The following is a 17,678-nucleotide window of genomic DNA, read 5'->3' as shown; positions in this document are numbered from 1 at the left end:
AGGCTCGGGACGGTCGGGTCGGGAACAATGTGAGGTCGCCATGGAACGCACGACGGTCGGTACTACCGGACTCGTCCTCGGGGTCGTCGCGACGGCTCTCGGGACCCTGATGCTCGCGCCGGCCACCGCGTCGGCCGCCTCCCTCTCCTGCGTGTCCCCGCCGGGCCGGGGCCACACCACGGTCGTCGATCGCACCGCGTGCGGGGCCAACGCCGACCCGAGCAGCAATTCGGCGGCGTTCGGCACCGACGGTGTCGGTTTCGCCGACGCGGCGCATGCGGGAACGGCGCTCGGCGCCGGACTGGGCGGCGGTGTCGGAGCGGCCGAGTCGCGCCGAGGTGTGGTTGCCGCGGTCGCGGTCGGGCCCGACAGCGTGGCGATCGGGACGGTCGACACCGCCGGTCCCGCGCTGGTCCTGAGCGGTCCGGGAGGGCAGGCGCTCGTCGCCGATCCGGCCAAGGGCGTCGTGTGCGCCGCGGGACCGTCGCTGGCCATCAATTTCCTTGCAGGTCAAGCATGTATCAGCGACGGCACAACTGTGTGGCGGCTTCCCTGAACACCACCCCGGTCCGCGTCGTATGGTGACGGTAGTCACAATGGGTTGACGCAACTGCCGTAGGACATACGGCAGCGAGATCGGAGGTGGTCGATGTCGACCAGCGTTCGAGTTCGCCGGCCCCTGTCCGTGCCACGGACGGAGCTGCACGTCGATCCACGGTTCCTGCCGCTCGCCGACCGGTTCTTCGCGATGTACCGGCAGCCTCAGCACGGCGGCGGTGCCCTCACCGTCTACTTCCGGGGCGAGAAGGTCCTCGACATCTGGGCGGGCTGGGCCGACCGGGACCGCCGGTGGGACCGCGACACGATGGCCCTGTCGTTCTCGACGGGAAAAGGCGTGGCCAGCACGGTCGTCCACCGGCTCGCCGAGCGCCGCCTGATCGACTACGACGCACCGGTGGCGCGCTACTGGCCCGAATTCGGCGCGGCGGGCAAGGACCACATCACCGTCCGCGACCTCCTCACCCACCGGGCCGGGCTGCACAAGGTGCGGGGGCTGATGCGGAGCCCGCTCGACCTCCTCGAATACGACGCCGTCGTGGAGGCGCTGGCGGCCGCACCGGCGGATCCGCGCCGCCTGCGCGGTCCCGGATATCACGCCGTCACCTACGGGTGGCTGGTGGCCGAACTGATCGCCCGCGTCACCGGAAAGCCGTTCGTCCAGGTGGTGCAGGACGAAATCGCCGGTCCGCTCGGCGTCGACGACTTCTGGTACCAGGTACCCGGACACCATCGTCCGCGGATCGCGAAACTGTTCCCGCACATCAACCCGGCCGGACTCAACTGGGAACTCACGTCAAACGTGCTGTCGCTCGTCGGACCCACCCGAGGTCTCGCCGAGGCGGCGATGCCGCAGGGTTTCGACGTGCTGGTCCGCAATCCCGCGGTGCACGACGCGGTGATGCCCGGCTGGAACGGCGTGTTCAGCGCACGGGCGCTCGCCGGCATGTACGGCGCCATCGCCAACGGCGGCAGACTCGACGGCCGCCGATTCCTGCGCAAGTCCACCATCGCGCAGATGTCGCAGGTGCAGACCAACGACCGCGATTACGTTCTCGGTATCCGGCCGCGGTGGTCGCTCGGCTACCACCGGCCGATCTTCATGACGCGGGAACAACCCGTGAACGCGATCGGGCACTACGGCGTCGGCGGATCCGGCGCCTACGCCGACCTGGAGAGCGGACTGGCGCTGGGTTTCGTCACCAACCGGCTCGGCAGTTCGTTCACGGCACTCGGTGATCTTCGTCTGGCCCGGCTCGGTGTCGAGGCGCAGGCGATCGTCCGGAACGACAAGTAACCACGAAAGGAATCCCTGATGAGTGATCACGTGTACCGGGTCGTCGAGGTCGTCGGTTCGTCGAGCGACAGCACCGACGCGGCCATCAAGAACGCCATCGCGCGGACCAACGAAACCGTGCGCAACGTCGAATGGTTCGAGGTGGTCGAGACGCGGGGCCACGTCGAGAACGGCGCCGTCGCGCACTACCAGGTCACGCTGAAGGTCGGATTCCGGGTGGAGCCGGGCGACGCCGTCTGACCGTCCGTGGGTTCTCGCGCAAAAATGGAACACGTTATAGTCTGATGTCACATTTCGACGTCTGACTGCGCGTACTCGGGTAGGGGATAACTGTGGCTTATGTGATCACGCAGCCGTGCTGCAACGACGCGTCGTGCGTCGATGTGTGTCCGGTCAACTGCATCCATCCCACGCCGGACGAGAAACCGTTCGCGACCACGGAAATGCTGTACATCGACCCGGACACCTGCATCGACTGCGGAGCCTGTGTCGAGGAATGCCCGGTGGAGGCGATCTACGCGGAGAACGACCTCGAGGAGGTCGACGAGCCGTATCTCGACATCAACGCGCAGTACTACACCAAACACCCCATCGGCCCCGACTGGCCGGAGCCGCTCAAGTTCCCGCAGATCGATGCGGAGCTCGGCACCCTGCACGTCGCGGTGGTGGGGTCCGGTCCGGCCGCCTGTTACGCCGCGATGGAACTGACCGCGAAACCGCGCGTGGAGGTCGACATCTTCGACCGCCTGCCCACCCCGTACGGGCTGGTGCGTGCCGGTGTCGCGCCGGACCACCCGGGTACCAAGGGGGTCACCGACCAGTTCCGCTCGGTCGTCGGTAAGCGCACGGTGCACTGCCACTTCAACGTGGAAGTGGGCCGGGACGTGAGCCACGAGGACCTGCTCGCGCACCACCACGCCGTGATCTATGCGGTCGGTGCGGCCGGCGACCGCGCGCTGGGCATACCCGGCGAGGATCTGGTCGGCAGCCACGCTGCCACCGAGTTCGTCGCCTGGTACAACGGCCATCCCGACTACGCCGACCGCACGTTCGATCTGTCGGGGGAGCGGGCCGTCGTCGTCGGCAACGGCAACGTGGCCCTCGACGTGGCCCGCATCCTCGTCACCGACCCGGACGTCCTGGCCACGACCGATCTCGCGGAGCACGCCCTCGAGGCCCTGCGGGCGAGCAACATCCGCGAAGTCGTGATCCTGGGCCGCCGGGGTCCGGCCCAGGCCGCCTACACCAACCCCGAACTCCTGGCGCTCGGGCGCATGCCGAACGTGGACATCGTCGTCGACCCGGACGAAGCGGTCCTCGACCCCGCGAGCCGTGCGTTCATCGACGGCGACGAGTCGGAGCCGTGGCAGCGCCACAAGGTACGCCAGGTCGAGGACTTCGCCCGGCGCACCGCCGACCCGGCGAAGAAGCGGATCGTGCTGCGCTTCCTGACGTCGCCCGTCGAGATCCTCGGCACCGACGCCGTCGAATCGGTGCGCATCGCACGGAACGAGATGGTCGCGGACGCGTCCGGCGCTCTCAGCGCCAAACCCTCCGACGACACCACGACTCTCGACACCGGCCTGGTGTTGCGGTCGATCGGCTATCGCGGTCAGCCGGTGGCCGGTCTCCCCTTCGACGACCGGCGGGGCGTGATCCCCAACGAGAACGGCCGGGTCATCGACCCGGAGACCGGCACGCCGGTGCCGGGCGTGTACGTGGCGGGCTGGATCAAGCGCGGGCCCACCGGCGTCATCGGCACCAACAAGTACTGCTCCGCGGAAACGGTCAGGATGCTGATCGACGACTTCGCCGCCGGGCGGCTCGACGCGCCCGCCGATCGTGAGGGGCTCGACCGGCTCATCGCCGAACGCGCGCCGGACGCCGTCGACTACCAGGGCTGGCAGCGGATCGACAAGACCGAGCGCGCCGGGGGCAGGGCCACCGGCCGCACCCGCGCCAAATTGATCACCATCGAGAGCATGCTGGCGGCCGCCCGGGCCGAGACCTGATCGTGAGCACTTCTTGACCACGCGGTGACACCCAGGTCGCGCAGGCCGCGGAGCGGCAACGATTGCGGGCAAATTGCTCGTGGCCGGATGATGTGTGTTAATGGCAGTGCGCGAGTGATAGGTCCGTCGGGGACGCGCGTTGTACACGTCGTCGAACGAGAGTGGTCATATGAGCAAGTCAGGAATCTGGTCGTCGCGCGTCGCTGTCGCACTGACCGGCGCTGTCGTGTCGGGAACGGCGCTGGTAGGGGCCGCACAGGCCGCACCGCTGTTTCCCGGTGGACCCGAGATCCCGGCCATTCCCGCGCTGCCCGGTCTCCCCGGCACGCCGCAACTGCCGCTTCCGGAACCGGCTCCCGCGCCGGCCAACTTCTCGGCTCCCTCCCTCAACCCGGGTGCGGGCGAGGTCGTGGGTGTCGCTCAGCCGGTGATCATCCGGTTCAACGAGGCGATCGGCGACCGCGCCGCCGCCGAGCGCGCCATCAAGGTCACCACCAGCCAGCCGGTCGAGGGCGGCTTCTACTGGATCAACGACAGCCAGGTGCGGTGGAAGCCCACCGAGTTCTGGCCCGCGAACACCGAGGTCACGGTGGATGCCGGCGATTCGCACTCCACGTTCACCATCGGTGACGCGTTCGTGGCGACCGCGGACGACAACACCAAGCAGATCACCGTCACCCGCAACGGCGAGGTGGTCAAGACCATGCCGACGTCGATGGGCAAGACCGATCACGAGACCCCCAACGGCACGTACATCATCGGCGACAAGTTCCGGGACATGTACATGGATTCCTCCACGTACGGCGTGCCGGTCGACTCCGCGGAGGGCTACCGCACCTACGTCGAGTACGCCACCCGCATGTCGTACAGCGGCATCTTCGTCCACGCGGCACCGTGGTCGGTGAACGCGCAGGGCAACACCGACACCAGCCACGGCTGTCTCAACGTGAGCACCGAGGACGCCAAGTGGTTCTACGAGAACTCGAAGAAGGGCGACGCCGTGGTCGTGCAGAACACCGCGGGCGGCACGCTGAGCGGCTCCGACGGACTCGGCGACTGGAACCGCTGACCCCGATCCGACCGCGTTTTCCCGTAGCCCGCACAGTTCAATGTGCGGGCTACGGCAATTCACCGGCTATTCGTAATCGCTCGTCAGACTGCCGCAGTGAGATCGAGTCCGGAACGAACCCTGCCGTCGCCGGGAAAGCAGGGATTCCTCGGGCGTCCGTGGCGGGACCACGCACTGTTCGTGGCGCTGGTGGGCCCCAATCTGGTTCTGCTCGTTCTGTTCACCTACCGCCCGCTGGTCGACAACATCCGGCTGTCGTTCTTCGACTGGAACATCGCCGACCCCGTCGCCACGTTCATCGGCTGGGGCAACTACCGCGAATGGTGGAGCCGCCCCGACACCTGGCAGATCGTCGGGAACACCGTCGTGTTCACCGTCGCCACGGTGGCGGGGTCCATGGTCGCGGGTCTCGCGCTCGCCCTGCTGCTCGATCGTAAGCTGCACGGCCGCAACCTTGTTCGCTCGGCGATCTTCGCGCCGTTCGTCATCTCGGGCGCCGCGATCGGGGTGGCCTTCCAATTCGTGTTCGATCCCCGGTTCGGGCTGATCCAGGACCTGCTGCACCGTGTGGGGATCGACTCCGTTCCCGACTTCTATCAGGATCCGCACTGGGCACTGTTCATGGTGACGGTCACCTACATGTGGAAGAACCTCGGCTACACGTTCGTGATCTACCTTGCGGCACTGCAGGGTACGCGACGCGAGCTGGCGGAGGCCGCGGAGATCGACGGGGCGAGCACGTGGACGACGTTCCGCCGGGTCGTGCTCCCGCAGTTGCGTCCCACCACCTACTTCCTCTCGATCACGGTGATGCTGGGCTCACTTCAGGTGTTCGACATCATCAACGTGATGACCCGCGGTGGTCCACTCGGCGCCGGCACGACCACCATGGTCTACCAGGTCTACAACGAGTCGTTCCGTAACTTCCGCGCCGGTTACGGCGCCACGGTCGCCACGATCATGTTTCTAGTCCTGTTCGGGATCACCGTCTATCAGGTGCGGATCATGGATCGGGGTGACGGCCGGTGAGTGTGGACACCGTGCGCGATCAGCGCGGCCAGGTTGTTTCGCCGGTGACGGCAGATCTCACCCGCGGCCACCGGCGTCGGGAAGTGCTCGTCACCGCCCTCGGGTACGCCGCGATGGTGGCGGTGCTGGTGATGGTGGCCCTGCCGCTGTACTGGATCGTGATGACGTCGTTCAAGGATCGCCCCGACGTGTACACGCTCCCGGTCACGTGGTGGCCCGCGACCTTTCATCCCGAGAACTACTCGGAGGCCACCACGTCGGTGCCGTTCTGGACGTTCCTGCGCAACTCGGTGATCATCACCGGCGTGCTCGCCGTCGTGAAGTTCACGCTCGGTGTCCTCAGCGCCTACGGGCTGGTGTTCCTGCGGTTCCCGGGTAAGAACCTCGTGTTCCTCGGCATCATCGCGGCGCTGATGGTGCCGAACCAGATCACGGTCATCTCCAACTACGCGCTCGTCGCCGAATGGGGTTGGCGGAACTCCTTTCACGGCATCATCGTTCCGCTGGCGGGAGTCGCGTTCGGAACATTCCTGATGCGCAACCATTTCCTGTCGATACCCACCGAGATCATCGAGGCTGCCCGGATGGACGGCGCCGGCCATTTCAGGCTGCTGTGGCGGGTGGTCCTGCCCGTGTCCGGCCCCACGATGGTGGCGTTCGCGATCATCACCGTCGTCACCGAGTGGAACGAATACCTGTGGCCGTTCCTGATGGCCGACGACGCGTCCGTGGCGCCGTTGCCGATCGGGCTGACCCAGCTCCAGAACAACGACGGGCTCACCAACTGGGGCCCGGTGATGGCGGGGACGGTGCTCACGATGTTGCCGATCCTCGCGGTTTTCCTTGTGCTGCAACGGCACATGATCAAAGGCCTCACATCGGGTGCGGTCAAGGGATAGCGGACACGAGGAGAGACATGAATCGGATGAATCGCCGGGGATTCCTCGGGCTGGCCGGCGCGGTCGCGGCCGGCGCCGCGCTGACGGCATGTGCGGGGTCCGGGTCGGGTTCGCCGACGACCTCCGGTGCGGCCGGCGACGCGAACACCATCACGTTCTGGTCCAACCACCCCGGTAAGTCCCAGGACGTCGAGCGCGAGCTGATCAACCGGTTCCAGGCGAAGTACCCCGACCTCACGGTGAATCTCGTCGACGGCGGCAAGAACTACGAGGAGGTGTCGCAGAAATTCAACGCGGCACTGTCCGGCGGCGAACTCCCCGACGTCGTCGTCCTGTCGGACGTCTGGTGGTTCAACTACGCCCTGACCGGTGCCATCGAGCCGCTCGACGGCCTGTTCGGGGAGGTCGGTGTCGACTCCGCCGACTACGTCGACTCGCTGCTCGCCGACTACCTGTTCGAGGGCAAGCACTACGCGCTCCCGTATGCCCGGTCGACGCCGCTGTTCTACTACAACAAGCAGGTGTGGTCGCAGGCGGGCCTGCCCGACCGCGGTCCCGCCACCTGGCAGGAATTCGACGAGTGGGGTCCCGAACTGCAGCGGGTGATGGGCAACGGCAAGCTGGCCCACGGCTGGGGTGACGCCAAGAACTACCTCGGCTGGACGTTCGAGGGACCGGTGTGGACGTTCGGCGGTGCCTACTCCGACCAGTGGGATCTGAAGTTCGGCGACGAGAAGACGCTCGCCGCGGGGACGTTCCTGAAGGACATGATCCACACGAAGAAGTACGCGGCCGTGTCCAGCGACATCGCCAACGAGTTCGGTGCCGGCATCCTCGCGTCGACCATCGCCTCCACCGGGGACCTGTCGGGGATCACCAAGTCCGCCACCTTCGACTTCGGCACCGCCTTCCTGCCGGCGTCGGGCGCGCCGGGCTGCCCGACCGGCGGCGCCGGCCTCGCGATTCCGTCGCGGATCTCCGACGAACGGAAGACGAACGCCCTGAAGTTCATCGACTTCGTGACGAACGGCGAGAACACCGCGTACTTCTCGCAGAACGTCGGGTACATGCCGGTCCGCAAATCCGCGGTCGAGGATCCGGGGATGAAGGCGTATCTCGACGCGAATCCCAACGCGCGCACCGCCGTCGACCAGCTCGCGAAGACCCGGTCGCAGGACTACGCCCGGGTGTTCGTGCCCGGCGGCGACCAGATCATCGGCACCGGACTCGAACAGATCGCCCTTCAGAACGCGGATGTGGCGGCGACGTTCGCCGGCGTCGGGACGCAACTGCAGCAGATCATCGACCGTCAGATCACACCCAAGCTGCCCCAGTAGGAGGAGAAGGAACTTTTATGGCCAACGTGCAGTTCGCGGGTGTCACCCACCGCTACCCCGGAGCCGATCGACCCGCGGTCGATCGGCTGGACCTCGACATCGAGGACGGCGAGTTCCTCGTCCTCGTCGGTCCGTCGGGGTGCGGCAAGTCGACCAGCCTGCGGATGCTGGCCGGCCTCGAGGCCGTCGAGGCAGGGCGGATCGAGATCGGCGGCAGCGACGTCACCGCGTTGCCGCCCCGGGCCCGCGACGTGGCCATGGTGTTCCAGAGTTACGCGCTGTATCCGAACATGACGGTGGCCGACAACATGGGGTTCGCGCTCCGCAACGCCGGCGTCGGAAAGGTCGAACGCACCGAGCGGGTGCTGGCGGCGGCGCGGATGCTCGAGCTCGAACCCCTGCTGGATCGTAAACCGGCCAAACTGTCCGGCGGGCAGCGTCAGCGGGTGGCGATGGGCCGGGCGATCGTGCGGCATCCCAAGGTGTTCTGCATGGACGAACCGCTGAGCAATCTCGACGCCAAGCTGCGCGTGAGCACCCGTTCGCAGATCGCGGGGCTGCAGCGCAGGCTCGGCACGACCACCGTCTACGTCACGCACGACCAGGTGGAGGCCATGACGATGGGCGACCGGGTGGCGGTCATGCAGGGTGGGCGGCTCCAGCAGGTCGCCCGCCCGCGTGAGCTGTACGACAACCCCGTCAACACGTTCGTCGCCGGGTTCATCGGCTCACCCGGCATGAACCTCGTGGACACCCCGATCCGGGACGGCGTCGCGGAACTGGGTGATCTGCGTATTCCCGTGCCGCGCTCCGCGATCGGAGACGAGTCGGTGATCGTCGGCGTGCGGCCGGAGTCGTGGACGCTGGTCGGGTCGTGGCGGAAAGACTCCTACACGGTGGAGACCGACCTGCTCGAGGAACTCGGCGCAGAGTCGTTCGTGTACGCGTCCGGGACGTCGGGGAAGGTGGTGGTGCGGGTGGACCGCGCCCGCACCGTCGCCGCGGGGGAGAGGGTGCACCTGCAGCCGAAGCCGGGCGAGGTGTACTTCTTCTCCGCGGCGACGGGGAACCGCCTGCGATAGCCGGCTACCAGATCTTCACGCGCTCCTCCGGGTCGAGGTACAGCGCGTCCCCGGGCCGGACGTCGAATGCCTCGTGGAACGTGTCGAGGTTGCGGACCACGCCGTTGCACCGGAACTCGGGCGGCGAGTGCGGGTCGACGGCGAGGCGGCGGAGCGCCTCCGCGTCCCGGGCCTTGGTGCGCCACACCTGAGCCCAGCCGAAGAACACCCGCTGGAGACCGCTGAGACCGTCGAGGGTCTCGGGCTCGGACCCGTCCGTGGCGATCCGGTACGCCGCGATGGCGATGGACAGGCCACCGAGGTCGCCGATGTTCTCGCCGATGGTGAATTCGCCGTTCACGGTGTGACCGGGCAGTGCCTTCGGCTCGAACACGTTGTACTGCTCGATCAGTGCCTTCGTGCGCTTGCCGAATTCGGTGCGGTCGTCGTCGGTCCACCAGTCGATCATGTTGCCGTCGCCGTCGTACTTCGCGCCCTGATCGTCGAATCCGTGCCCGATCTCGTGGCCGATGACGGCACCGATGCCCCCGTAGTTGGCGGCGTCGTCGGCCGCGGCGTCGAAGAACGGGGGCTGCAGAATGGCTGCGGGGAAGACGATTTCGTTCATGCCCGGGTTGTAATAGGCGTTGACCGTCTGCGGTGTCATGAACCACTCGTCGCGGTCCACGGGCCCACCGAGCTTCGCGAGGTCGCGGTCGTACTCGGCGGCGTACCCGCTGCGGTAGTTGCCGACCAGGTCGTCGCGGGAGATCGTGACGGCCGAGTAGTCGCGCCACTTGTCGGGGTACCCGATCTTCGGCGTGAACTTCTCCAGCTTGCGCAGCGCGGCCTGCCGGGTCTCGGGGCTCATCCAGTCGAGGTCGGAGATGTTGCGCCGGTACGCCTCCTGCAGGTTCGCGACGAGTTCCTGCATGCGGGCCTTCGCGTCCGCCGGGAAGTGCCGCTCGACGTACAGCTTGCCGACGGCCTCGCCCAGCAGGTCCTGCACCAGGGACACGCCGCGCTTCCAGCGGTCCCGGATCTCTTCGGCGCCGGTCAGCGTCTTCCCGTAGAAGGCGAAGTTCTCGTCGACCAGGGCCTGCGTGAGGTACGGGGCCCGGGACCGGATGACGTTCCAGGTGGCCCACGCCTTCCAGTCGTCGAACGCTTCGGACGTCCACAGCCCGGCGAGGGTGGTGAGGAAGTCGGGCTGGCGGACCACGAGTTCGGCGAACTGCTCCGGCGTGCCGCCGAGCGCGTCGATCCACGCGGACCAGTCGAACCCGGCGGGCAGCTGGTCGAGGGTGAGCAGGTTGTAGCTCAGTTCGGCGTCGCGACGCTTCACGACGTCCCAGTGACCTGCCGCGATCTTCGTTTCCAGGTCGAACACCCGCTGCGCGTCGTAGTCGACGCCGGCGAGGGCGAACATCTTCGCGATGTGCGCCACGTACGCCGTCCGGATCTCCGCATGATCGTCCTGGCGGTAGTACGACTCGTCGGGCAGGCCGATCCCCGACTGACTGAAGTGGACGAGGTACCGCTCCGAGTTCTTCGCATCGGTGTCGACGTAGCCGCCGACGGCCCCGCCGACCCCGGTGCGCTGCAGCCGGCCGAGCACGGCGGCGAGGGCGGAGAGGTCGGCGGCCGACGCCACGTCGGAGAGTTCCGCGGCGATCGGGGCGAGCCCCGCGGCCTCGACGACGTCCGCGTCCATGAAGCTGCCGTACAGGTCGCCGATGCGCTGCGCGTCGGTGCCCGGCGCCGCGCCGGAGCCCGCCGCCTCCTCGATGATGGTCTGGACGTCGACCTCGGCCTTGTCGTACAGCGTGCGGAACGCGCCGTCGATCGCCCGGTCCGCGGGAATCTCGTAGTCGTCGATCCACTTGCCGTTCACGTGAACGAACAGGTCGTCCTGGGCGCGGGTGTCGCTGTCGAGGTGGGTGAGGTCGATGCCGGAGCGCTGAGCCGTGGTCATGCGTTCCATCCTTACACCGTTTCTCGGGGAGCGGTCCACCACTGCGCTCAGGGCGAAACCGCGGTCGGGGCGAGAGAACGGAGATCGATCAGACGTCGACGCCGAGATTGATCGCCGCGAGGTAGCCGTCCGACTGCTTGGCGACGGTCAGCAGACCTGCGTCGTCGTAGATGCCGTCGGTGGCGTTGGTCACGTTGTTCTCGCGGCCGGTGTGGTCGGAGTACGGCGCCGTCGCGTACACCTCGTTCAGCAGGGCCTCGTCGAAGAACAGCTGCGTCGTGAGCACCGTCTTCTTGTCGATGTGCACCTCGAGGTGGATGTGGGTGGTCCGGCCCTGGTACCAGCCGGGGAAGATGGTGGTGAACTGGGCGATGCCGTTCACGTCCGTGGTCTGGGCCCCGCGCAGGTAGGTGCCGTCGTCCGTGGTGGTCGCCTCGCTGTCGCCGACACTGTAGGACCCGCCGGACGTCGCACCCGAACCGCCGGACATGTCGCCACCGGGACCGCCCCCGCCGGGACCGCCGGACATGTCGCCACCGGGACCGCCTGCCGGCGGCGCCCCCGCGGGCCCACCGTTGCCGCCGAGGTCGGGCTGTGACCCGATCGTGGCGCACGAACCTGCTGGCACCGTGCCGTCAGGCTGTGAAGTCGCTGGGAACTCACCCGCCGATGCGGGCGTGCATCTCCCAGACGAGGACCTCCGCGCCGGAGTGCGACGAGATCTGCTGGCCACCGGAGGCGCTCAGCCGGACGGCGTCGCCTTCGTACACGGTGCCCACGCCCTCCATCTCCGCGGTGCCCTGGGCGACGAAGACGTGGAGGAAAGGCGCCTCGGGAAGCGTGACAGGCGAGCCGGGGAAGACGCGCGCGACGTGCAGGGCCGCGTGCTTGTTGTTGATCCGAATCGCCGAATTGTCCTTGTATTCGGGCATTCCGGACGCAACCGGCACCAGGCCGCCCTTGAGGATCTCGTCCTCGATCTCGAGTTGTTCGTAACTCGGTGTGAGACCGGCTTCGTCGGGTACCACCCACATCTGGACGAAATGCACCGGCTCGTGGTGCTGCTCACCGCTCAGGCGCCAACTGTCGTTCTTCTCGGAATGCATGATGCCCTTGCCTGCGCTCATGCGTTGCGCAAGGCCGGGATAGATGATGCCGGAGTGGCCGATCGAGTCCTGGTGGACGAGCGATCCCCGCAGGACCCAGGTGACGATCTCCATGTCCTTGTGCGGGTGCGTCTCGAATCCCTGGCCCGGGAGCACGGTGTCGTCGTTGTTCACGAGGAGCAGTCCGTGGTGCGTGTTGTCGGGGTCGTAGTGCTGGCCGAAGGAGAACGAGTGCTTCGAATCCAACCAGGAAATCTTCGTTTTCAGCCGATCGCCGGCGCGGTGAACATAAACGTGAGGTGTGGTGACTGCTGGCATATCGGTCCTCCTTCGGGTGGTACCGGTCCAGAGTACGAGGTGCCGGCTGCACGTTCTCGCAAGACGGTGTCGATTGTGCATCGAAATCATCGCCTGCCCGATGCGGTGGAGGATCCGCCTCGACGGTGAAATGAGGTTGCGCAGTGTGACATTGGCGCGCCGAGCGTCCGTAAGGCTCTGTTCGGCAAGAGGTTTCGCCGTCGCCGAAAAGTGCATGGAGACGAGCGTCCAGTTCGCCTGCCCCGAATGCCCGCTTCGACCGAACCCGCGGCGTACAGTTCGAATTGTGCGTTACGGAAGTCACAGGATTCCGGCACGTCGCACACAGCGGAAGGAGCGTGATGAAGGCGAATTCGGATCGACACGATCAGCACCTCCCCGAGCACCAGCGGATCGCAGATCTCGTCGACGACATGGAAGACCGTCTGGCGGCCGAACGCGAGGCGAAGGGGATCGCGGGCAACGCGTCCGAGCGCGAGCAGGTGGAACAGGTCGAGCCCGAGGATCAGGCTCCCGAGTAGCGCCTCCGGCGCCCGTGAGTACTTGTTAACCGCCCGACGTTAACAAGTACTCACGGGTCGGTTACTCGAAGAAGCGGTATACGGCCTCGACGACGACGGCGGGTCGCTCGCTGCCCTCGAGTTCGATCTGCCCGGCGACGGTCACCTGGACGCCGCCCTTGGGCAGCTGTTCGACGGACTGCAGCGTCGCGTTGAGCCGGACGCGTCCCTCGGCCGGCACCGGGCTGGTGAACCGCACCTTGTTCAGCCCGTAGTTGACGGCCATGGTCACGCTGTCGACGGTCAGGACCTCGTCCCACATGGGGATGATCAGCGACAACGTCAGGTAGCCGTGCGCGATGGGCCCACCGAACGGGCTCTCCGCCTTCGCGCGTTCGGGGTCGACGTGAATCCACTGGTGGTCGTCGGTGGCGTCGGCGAACGTGTCGATCCGCTGCTGGGGGATGTCGATCCACGAACTGGTGCCGAGCGGCTGCCCTTCGAGGGCGGTGAGGTCGGCGAGGGTGGCGACCCGGGTGGTGGTTGCGGTGGTCACGATGTCTCCTGGTGGTTCGGTGAGCCCGGTCAGTGCTTGATGCCGAGGACGCGCAGCGCGTTCTGCTTGAAGATCAGGGGCGCGACCTCGGGTTTGATGTCGAGGTTGTCGAAGTCGCTCATCCAGCGGTCGACCTGGATGACGGGGAAGTCGGAGCCGAACAGCACCTTGCCCCGGAGCATGCTGTTGGCGGCCTTGACCAGTTGCGGCGGGAAGTACTTCGGCGACCACCCGGACAGGTCGATGAAGACGTTCGCCTTGTGGGTGGCGATGGAGATCTGCGCGTCGACCCACGGCACCGCCGGGTGGGCCATGATCACGGTGAGGTCGGGGAAGTCGGCGGCGACGTCGTCGAGGAGCATCGGGTCGGAGTAGCGCAGTTTGATGCCGTGCCCGCCGGGTAGTCCGGCGCCGATCCCGGTCTGCCCGGTGTGGAACAGGGCGGGGACTCCGGCCTCGGTGATGGCCTCGTAGAGCGGGTAGAACCGGCGGTCGTTCGGTTCGAAGCCCTGCATGCTGGGGTGGAACTTGAACCCCTTGACGCCGTACTCGTCGACGAGGCGGTTCACGCGCCGCACGGCGGCCTTGCCCTGCCACGGGTCGACGGACCCGAACGGGATCAGGACGTCGTTGTGGCGGGCCGCGCCCTCGGCGATTTCCTCGACGGAGTTCGCGGCGTGGCCGGTGGCGGCCCCGGCGTCGACGGTGAACACGACCGCGGCCATGTTCCGGGCCCGGTAGTGGTCGGCGATGGTGTCGATGGTCGGGGTGCGTTCCTCGCCGGACTTGAAGTACTTCTCCGACGCGGCCATCAGTTCGTCGTCGAGGGACCGGTGTCCGCAGCCGTCGATCTCGACGTGGGTGTGGATGTCGATGGCGTCGACCTTGTCGAAGTCGATGCCGTACTCGTAGCGGCTCATTTCGCCATCAGCTCCTCGGGGAACTCCTCGCCGACGGATTGGACGGAGTCGCCGAACGTGCGAGCCCACCGGTCCGCAATGTTTTCGGCCGACCAGCCGCCGTCGTGGTACTCGACCGCGGTGAGTTCCGGATGCGACCACAATGCGAGGCGGTCGCCGCCGACGGCGAACGCCTGCCCGGTGATGTCGGCGGCGTCGTCGGACGCGAGGAACGAGATGATGCCTGCGGCGTCGTCGGGAGTGCCCATCCCGACCTCGCGGCGGATGATGTCGGGTAGCGGTTCGCCGTTCTTCATGCCCTCGATGTAGGGGGCGAGGAACGGGACGGTCTCGGTCATCGTGGTGGCAGCGACGGGGCAAACGGCGTTGGCGGTGATCCCGGCGCGCTGCAGTTCGAGCGCCCAGGTGCGGACCATGCCGACGATGCCCGACTTGGCACCGGAGTAGTTGGTCTGCCCGAAGTTGCCGCGCTGCCCGGCGGGGGAGCCGATGCAGATGATGCGGCCGCCGCCACCCTGCTCGCGGAAGCGCAGGACCGCTTCACGCACGCAGGTGAACGTGCCCCGCAGGTGCACGCCGACGACGGCGTCGAAATCGTCGTCGGTCATCTTCCACAGCACCTTGTCGCGCAGGATGCCGGCGTTGGTCACCATGATGTCGAGGCGACCGAACGCCTCGACCGCGCCGGCGACGAGTTTCTGGGCGGTGTCGGTGCTGCCGACCGGTGCGACGACGGCGACGGCGCGCCCGCCCGCGGCGGTGATCTCCGCGACGGCGGCGTCGGCGGTGGCCTGGTTGACGTCGTTGATCACGACCGCGGCGCCGCGGCGTGCCAGGTCCTTGGCGTAGGCGAGCCCGAGGCCCTGCCCGCTGCCGGTGACGACGGCGACTTTGTTGCTGAGGTCCATGTCGCGATTCTCCTAAGGTCGTGTTCGCTGAATCACACGTAATCATTGATGATTGATAATGTCAATGATTAAGGTCTGCTACGCTACCGGCAATCATCAGAAGGGGGTCGTCGCATGGCCGACTCGCAGGCGTTATCGGACGACATCGGGTTCCTGCTCTCGCGCGTCGGCGGGATGGTGCTGGGATCGGTCAACAAGGCCCTCGTCCCCACGGGCCTGCGGGTGCGCTCCTATTCGGTCCTGGTCCTCGCGTGCGAACAGGCCGAGGGTGTCAACCAGCGCGGAGTGGCCGCCACGATGGGGCTCGATCCCAGCCAGATCGTGGGCCTCGTCGACGAACTCGAGGAACGCGGACTCGTCGTCCGCACCCTCGACCCCTCGGATCGCCGCAACAAGCTGATCGCCGCCACCGACGAAGGGCGTCGGCTCCGCGACGACGCGAAGGCACGTGTCGACGCCGCGCACGGGCGCTATTTCGAGGGCATCCCCGAAGAAGTCGTCACTCAGATGCGAGACACGTTGCAGAGCATCGCCTTCCCGTCATCTGCGCTGCCGCACCCGTGAGTACTTGTTAACCGCCCGCGGTTAACAAGTACTCACGGGCGCGGGAGCGCAGATCGGGTTTGCGGATCTTCCCGGTCGCGGTGCGGGGGAGTTCCTCTGCGACCTGGACGAACGTGGGAATCTTGAACCCCGCGAGCTTCTCTCGCAGCCGGGTGCGGACGGTCTCCGCGTCGAGCGACGTGCCGTCGGCGGCCACGACGAACGCCATGCCGGTCTCGCCCCACTTCTCGTGGGGGACGCCGATCACCGCCGCTTCCCGGACTCCGTCCAGTTTCAGCAGTGCCGCCTCGATCTCGGCGGGGTAGACGTTCTCGCCGCCCGAGATGTACATGTCCTTGTAGCGGTCGCAGATGAAGAGGAAGCCCTCGTCGTCGAAGTAGCCGGCGTCGCCGGTGTGCAGCCAGCCGTCCACGACGGTGCGGGCGGTCGCGTCGGGCTGATTCAGATAGCCGAGCATCACGTTCGGTCCCTGGGCGACGATCTCGCCGATCTCGTTCGGTTCGGCGCTCGACCCGTCCGGGCGGACGACGTCGACGTCGGTGAAGAACGTCCGCTTGCCCGCCGATCCGACCTTCGCGCGCACGTCGTCACCCGACAGCATCGTCACCGACGGCGCGGTCTCGGTCAGCCCGTACGCCTGCGCGATCGCGACGCCGCGTTCCTGCCACGGTGAGATCAACGCTTCGGGCAAAGGTGCCCCGGCGACGCAGATGGCCCGCAGGCTGGACAGATCGGCGTCCGCGAACCGCGGGTGGTGCCACAGTTCCTGAATCATCGTGGGAACCGCGAAGAACGTGGTGATGCGTTCCTTCTCGATCGTGTCGAGGACGACTCCGGCATCGAACTTGCGCAGCAGCACCACGGTGCCGCCATTGAGAAGCGTCGGTGTGACGGCACCGCCGATACCGCCGATGTGGAACAGCGGCGCCACCGACAGCGTGCGGTCCTTCGACGTCATGTCCTGCGCGAGAAGCTGGTTCAGTGCGTTCCACAGCATGTTGCCGTGGCTGAGCATGACGCCCTTCGGTGCGCCGGTGGTGCCCGACGAATACATCAGCACCGAGAGGTCGTCGAGGCCCACCCGCTCGTCGATGCGGGTGTCGGGCCGGCCGGCCCGCACCCCCTCGTACGTGAGGCCGGACCACGAGTCGTCCAGGCCGATCCAGGTGGTCACGGGTGTCTCCGACTGCGCCAGCTCCTGCGCGACGTCGGACTGCTGATCGCCGAAGACGACTGTGCCGCATCGTGAATCGCGGAGGACGTAGCGCGCCTCTTCGGCGGTGAGGCGGGCGTTGAGCGGAAGATAGGTGGCACCGAGCAAGCCGGCCGCGAACATCACTTCCAGTGCCGCGGGATCGTTGAATCCGAAGAAGCCTACGCAGTCGCCCTTGTCGACCCCGAGGGCGCGCAGGCCGTGGGCGAGCCGACGTGTCCGCAGGGCCATCTCCTCGTAGGTGACGGCCTGTCCGTCGAAGACGAGCGCCTCGTTCCTCGGCGTCATCGCGATGCGGCGCTCGAGCCACGAGCCGATGCCTTCGTTGTTCATGGTGACTCCTCGTTCTCTTCGAA

Annotated in this window: 17 protein-coding genes and 1 pseudogene; 11 read left to right on the top strand and 7 right to left on the bottom strand. The window is 67.1% G+C overall.

All coding sequences use genetic code 11. From position 1 onward, the window contains the following. The first annotated feature begins 40 nt into the window (after positions 1–40). The 9 genes from ACFTWF_RS27670 (at position 41) to ACFTWF_RS27630 (ending at position 9,283) form a co-directional block, all read left to right on the top strand. Positions 41–556 carry a DUF6764 family protein gene (locus tag ACFTWF_RS27670; protein WP_378464334.1) on the top strand — a complete coding sequence of 172 codons (516 nt, stop codon included), beginning with the start codon at positions 41–43 and terminating at the stop codon, positions 554–556. A 93-nt stretch (positions 557–649) separates the two neighbouring features. Next, complete coding sequence (locus ACFTWF_RS27665) at positions 650–1,855, top strand: serine hydrolase domain-containing protein (RefSeq protein WP_378464333.1); 1,206 nt, start codon at positions 650–652, stop codon at positions 1,853–1,855. 18 nt (positions 1,856–1,873) lie between these two features. After that, positions 1,874–2,095 carry a dodecin gene (locus tag ACFTWF_RS27660; protein WP_073362425.1) on the top strand — a complete coding sequence of 74 codons (222 nt, stop codon included), beginning with the start codon at positions 1,874–1,876 and terminating at the stop codon, positions 2,093–2,095. A 92-nt stretch (positions 2,096–2,187) separates the two neighbouring features. After that, a complete protein-coding gene (locus ACFTWF_RS27655) occupies positions 2,188–3,867 on the top strand; it encodes an FAD-dependent oxidoreductase (RefSeq protein ID WP_378464332.1) in 1,680 nt (559 codons plus the stop codon). 169 nt (positions 3,868–4,036) lie between these two features. Continuing rightward, positions 4,037–4,936: an Ig-like domain-containing protein gene (locus tag ACFTWF_RS27650; protein ID WP_378464331.1), complete on the top strand. Its 900-nt coding sequence runs from the start codon at positions 4,037–4,039 to the stop codon at positions 4,934–4,936. A 75-nt stretch (positions 4,937–5,011) separates the two neighbouring features. Beyond that, on the top strand, positions 5,012–5,965 hold the full coding sequence (locus tag ACFTWF_RS27645) for a carbohydrate ABC transporter permease (protein WP_378464350.1): 954 nt from the start codon (positions 5,012–5,014) through the stop codon (positions 5,963–5,965). A 44-nt stretch (positions 5,966–6,009) separates the two neighbouring features. After that, positions 6,010–6,864 (top strand): carbohydrate ABC transporter permease, encoded by an 855-nt coding sequence (locus ACFTWF_RS27640; protein WP_378464349.1) that lies wholly within the window; start codon positions 6,010–6,012, stop codon positions 6,862–6,864. A gap of 17 nt (positions 6,865–6,881) precedes the next feature. Further along, complete coding sequence (locus tag ACFTWF_RS27635; RefSeq protein WP_378464330.1) at positions 6,882–8,201, top strand: ABC transporter substrate-binding protein; 1,320 nt, start codon at positions 6,882–6,884, stop codon at positions 8,199–8,201. 17 nt (positions 8,202–8,218) lie between these two features. After that, on the top strand, positions 8,219–9,283 hold the full coding sequence (locus ACFTWF_RS27630) for an ABC transporter ATP-binding protein (protein ID WP_378464329.1): 1,065 nt from the start codon (positions 8,219–8,221) through the stop codon (positions 9,281–9,283). A 4-nt stretch (positions 9,284–9,287) separates the two neighbouring features. Here the strand turns inward: ACFTWF_RS27630 and ACFTWF_RS27625 are convergent, their stop codons facing one another. The 3 genes and pseudogenes from ACFTWF_RS27625 to ACFTWF_RS27615 all read right to left on the bottom strand — a co-directional run bounded on the left by ACFTWF_RS27625 (position 9,288) and on the right by ACFTWF_RS27615 (position 12,661). Beyond that, complete coding sequence (locus ACFTWF_RS27625) at positions 9,288–11,237, bottom strand: M13 family metallopeptidase (RefSeq protein ID WP_378464328.1); 1,950 nt, start codon at positions 11,235–11,237, stop codon at positions 9,288–9,290. A gap of 88 nt (positions 11,238–11,325) precedes the next feature. Continuing rightward, positions 11,326–11,826, bottom strand: a pseudogene (locus ACFTWF_RS27620) (protocatechuate dioxygenase); the annotation flags it as partial. Positions 11,827–11,896: 70 nt separating this feature from the next. After that, entirely contained in the window at positions 11,897–12,661 is a 765-nt protein-coding gene (locus ACFTWF_RS27615) for a pirin family protein (protein WP_378464327.1), read from the bottom strand. A gap of 341 nt (positions 12,662–13,002) precedes the next feature. Between ACFTWF_RS27615 and ACFTWF_RS27610 the strand changes: the two genes are divergently transcribed. Further along, positions 13,003–13,182: a hypothetical protein gene (locus ACFTWF_RS27610; protein WP_185727946.1), complete on the top strand. Its 180-nt coding sequence runs from the start codon at positions 13,003–13,005 to the stop codon at positions 13,180–13,182. Positions 13,183–13,243: 61 nt separating this feature from the next. On the opposite strand, the gene couM is transcribed toward ACFTWF_RS27610, so the two are convergent. Genes couM through couN form a run of 3 tightly spaced genes read right to left on the bottom strand, consistent with a single transcriptional unit; the run spans position 13,244 to position 15,545 of the window. Further along, positions 13,244–13,717 (bottom strand): p-hydroxycinnamoyl-CoA hydratase, encoded by a 474-nt coding sequence (gene couM / locus ACFTWF_RS27605; protein ID WP_378464326.1) that lies wholly within the window; start codon positions 13,715–13,717, stop codon positions 13,244–13,246. 29 nt (positions 13,718–13,746) lie between these two features. Then, complete coding sequence (couO, locus tag ACFTWF_RS27600; RefSeq protein WP_378464325.1) at positions 13,747–14,637, bottom strand: 4-hydroxyphenyl-beta-ketoacyl-CoA hydrolase; 891 nt, start codon at positions 14,635–14,637, stop codon at positions 13,747–13,749. Further along, complete coding sequence (couN, locus tag ACFTWF_RS27595; protein ID WP_378464324.1) at positions 14,634–15,545, bottom strand: 4-hydroxyphenyl-beta-hydroxyacyl-CoA dehydrogenase; 912 nt, start codon at positions 15,543–15,545, stop codon at positions 14,634–14,636. Before couN ends, couO begins: the two co-directional genes overlap by 4 nt. 114 nt (positions 15,546–15,659) lie before the next feature. On the opposite strand from couN, the gene couR reads away from it, so the two are divergent. Then, on the top strand, positions 15,660–16,109 hold the full coding sequence (couR, locus tag ACFTWF_RS27590; protein WP_378464323.1) for a MarR family transcriptional repressor CouR: 450 nt from the start codon (positions 15,660–15,662) through the stop codon (positions 16,107–16,109). A 7-nt stretch (positions 16,110–16,116) separates the two neighbouring features. Here the strand turns inward: couR and couL are convergent, their stop codons facing one another. Next, the gene (gene couL / locus ACFTWF_RS27585) at positions 16,117–17,655 is read right to left on the bottom strand and encodes a p-hydroxycinnamoyl-CoA synthetase (RefSeq protein ID WP_378464322.1); all 1,539 of its coding nucleotides are present in this window, start codon (positions 17,653–17,655) and stop codon (positions 16,117–16,119) included. Positions 17,656–17,678: the final 23 nt, after the last annotated feature.

Source organism: Rhodococcus sp. NPDC056960 (assembly GCF_042674125.1).
In the GTDB taxonomy this organism is placed as follows: Bacteria; Actinomycetota; Actinomycetes; order Mycobacteriales; family Mycobacteriaceae; genus Rhodococcus_F.
This window is presented reverse-complemented; position numbering and strand designations above follow the sequence as displayed.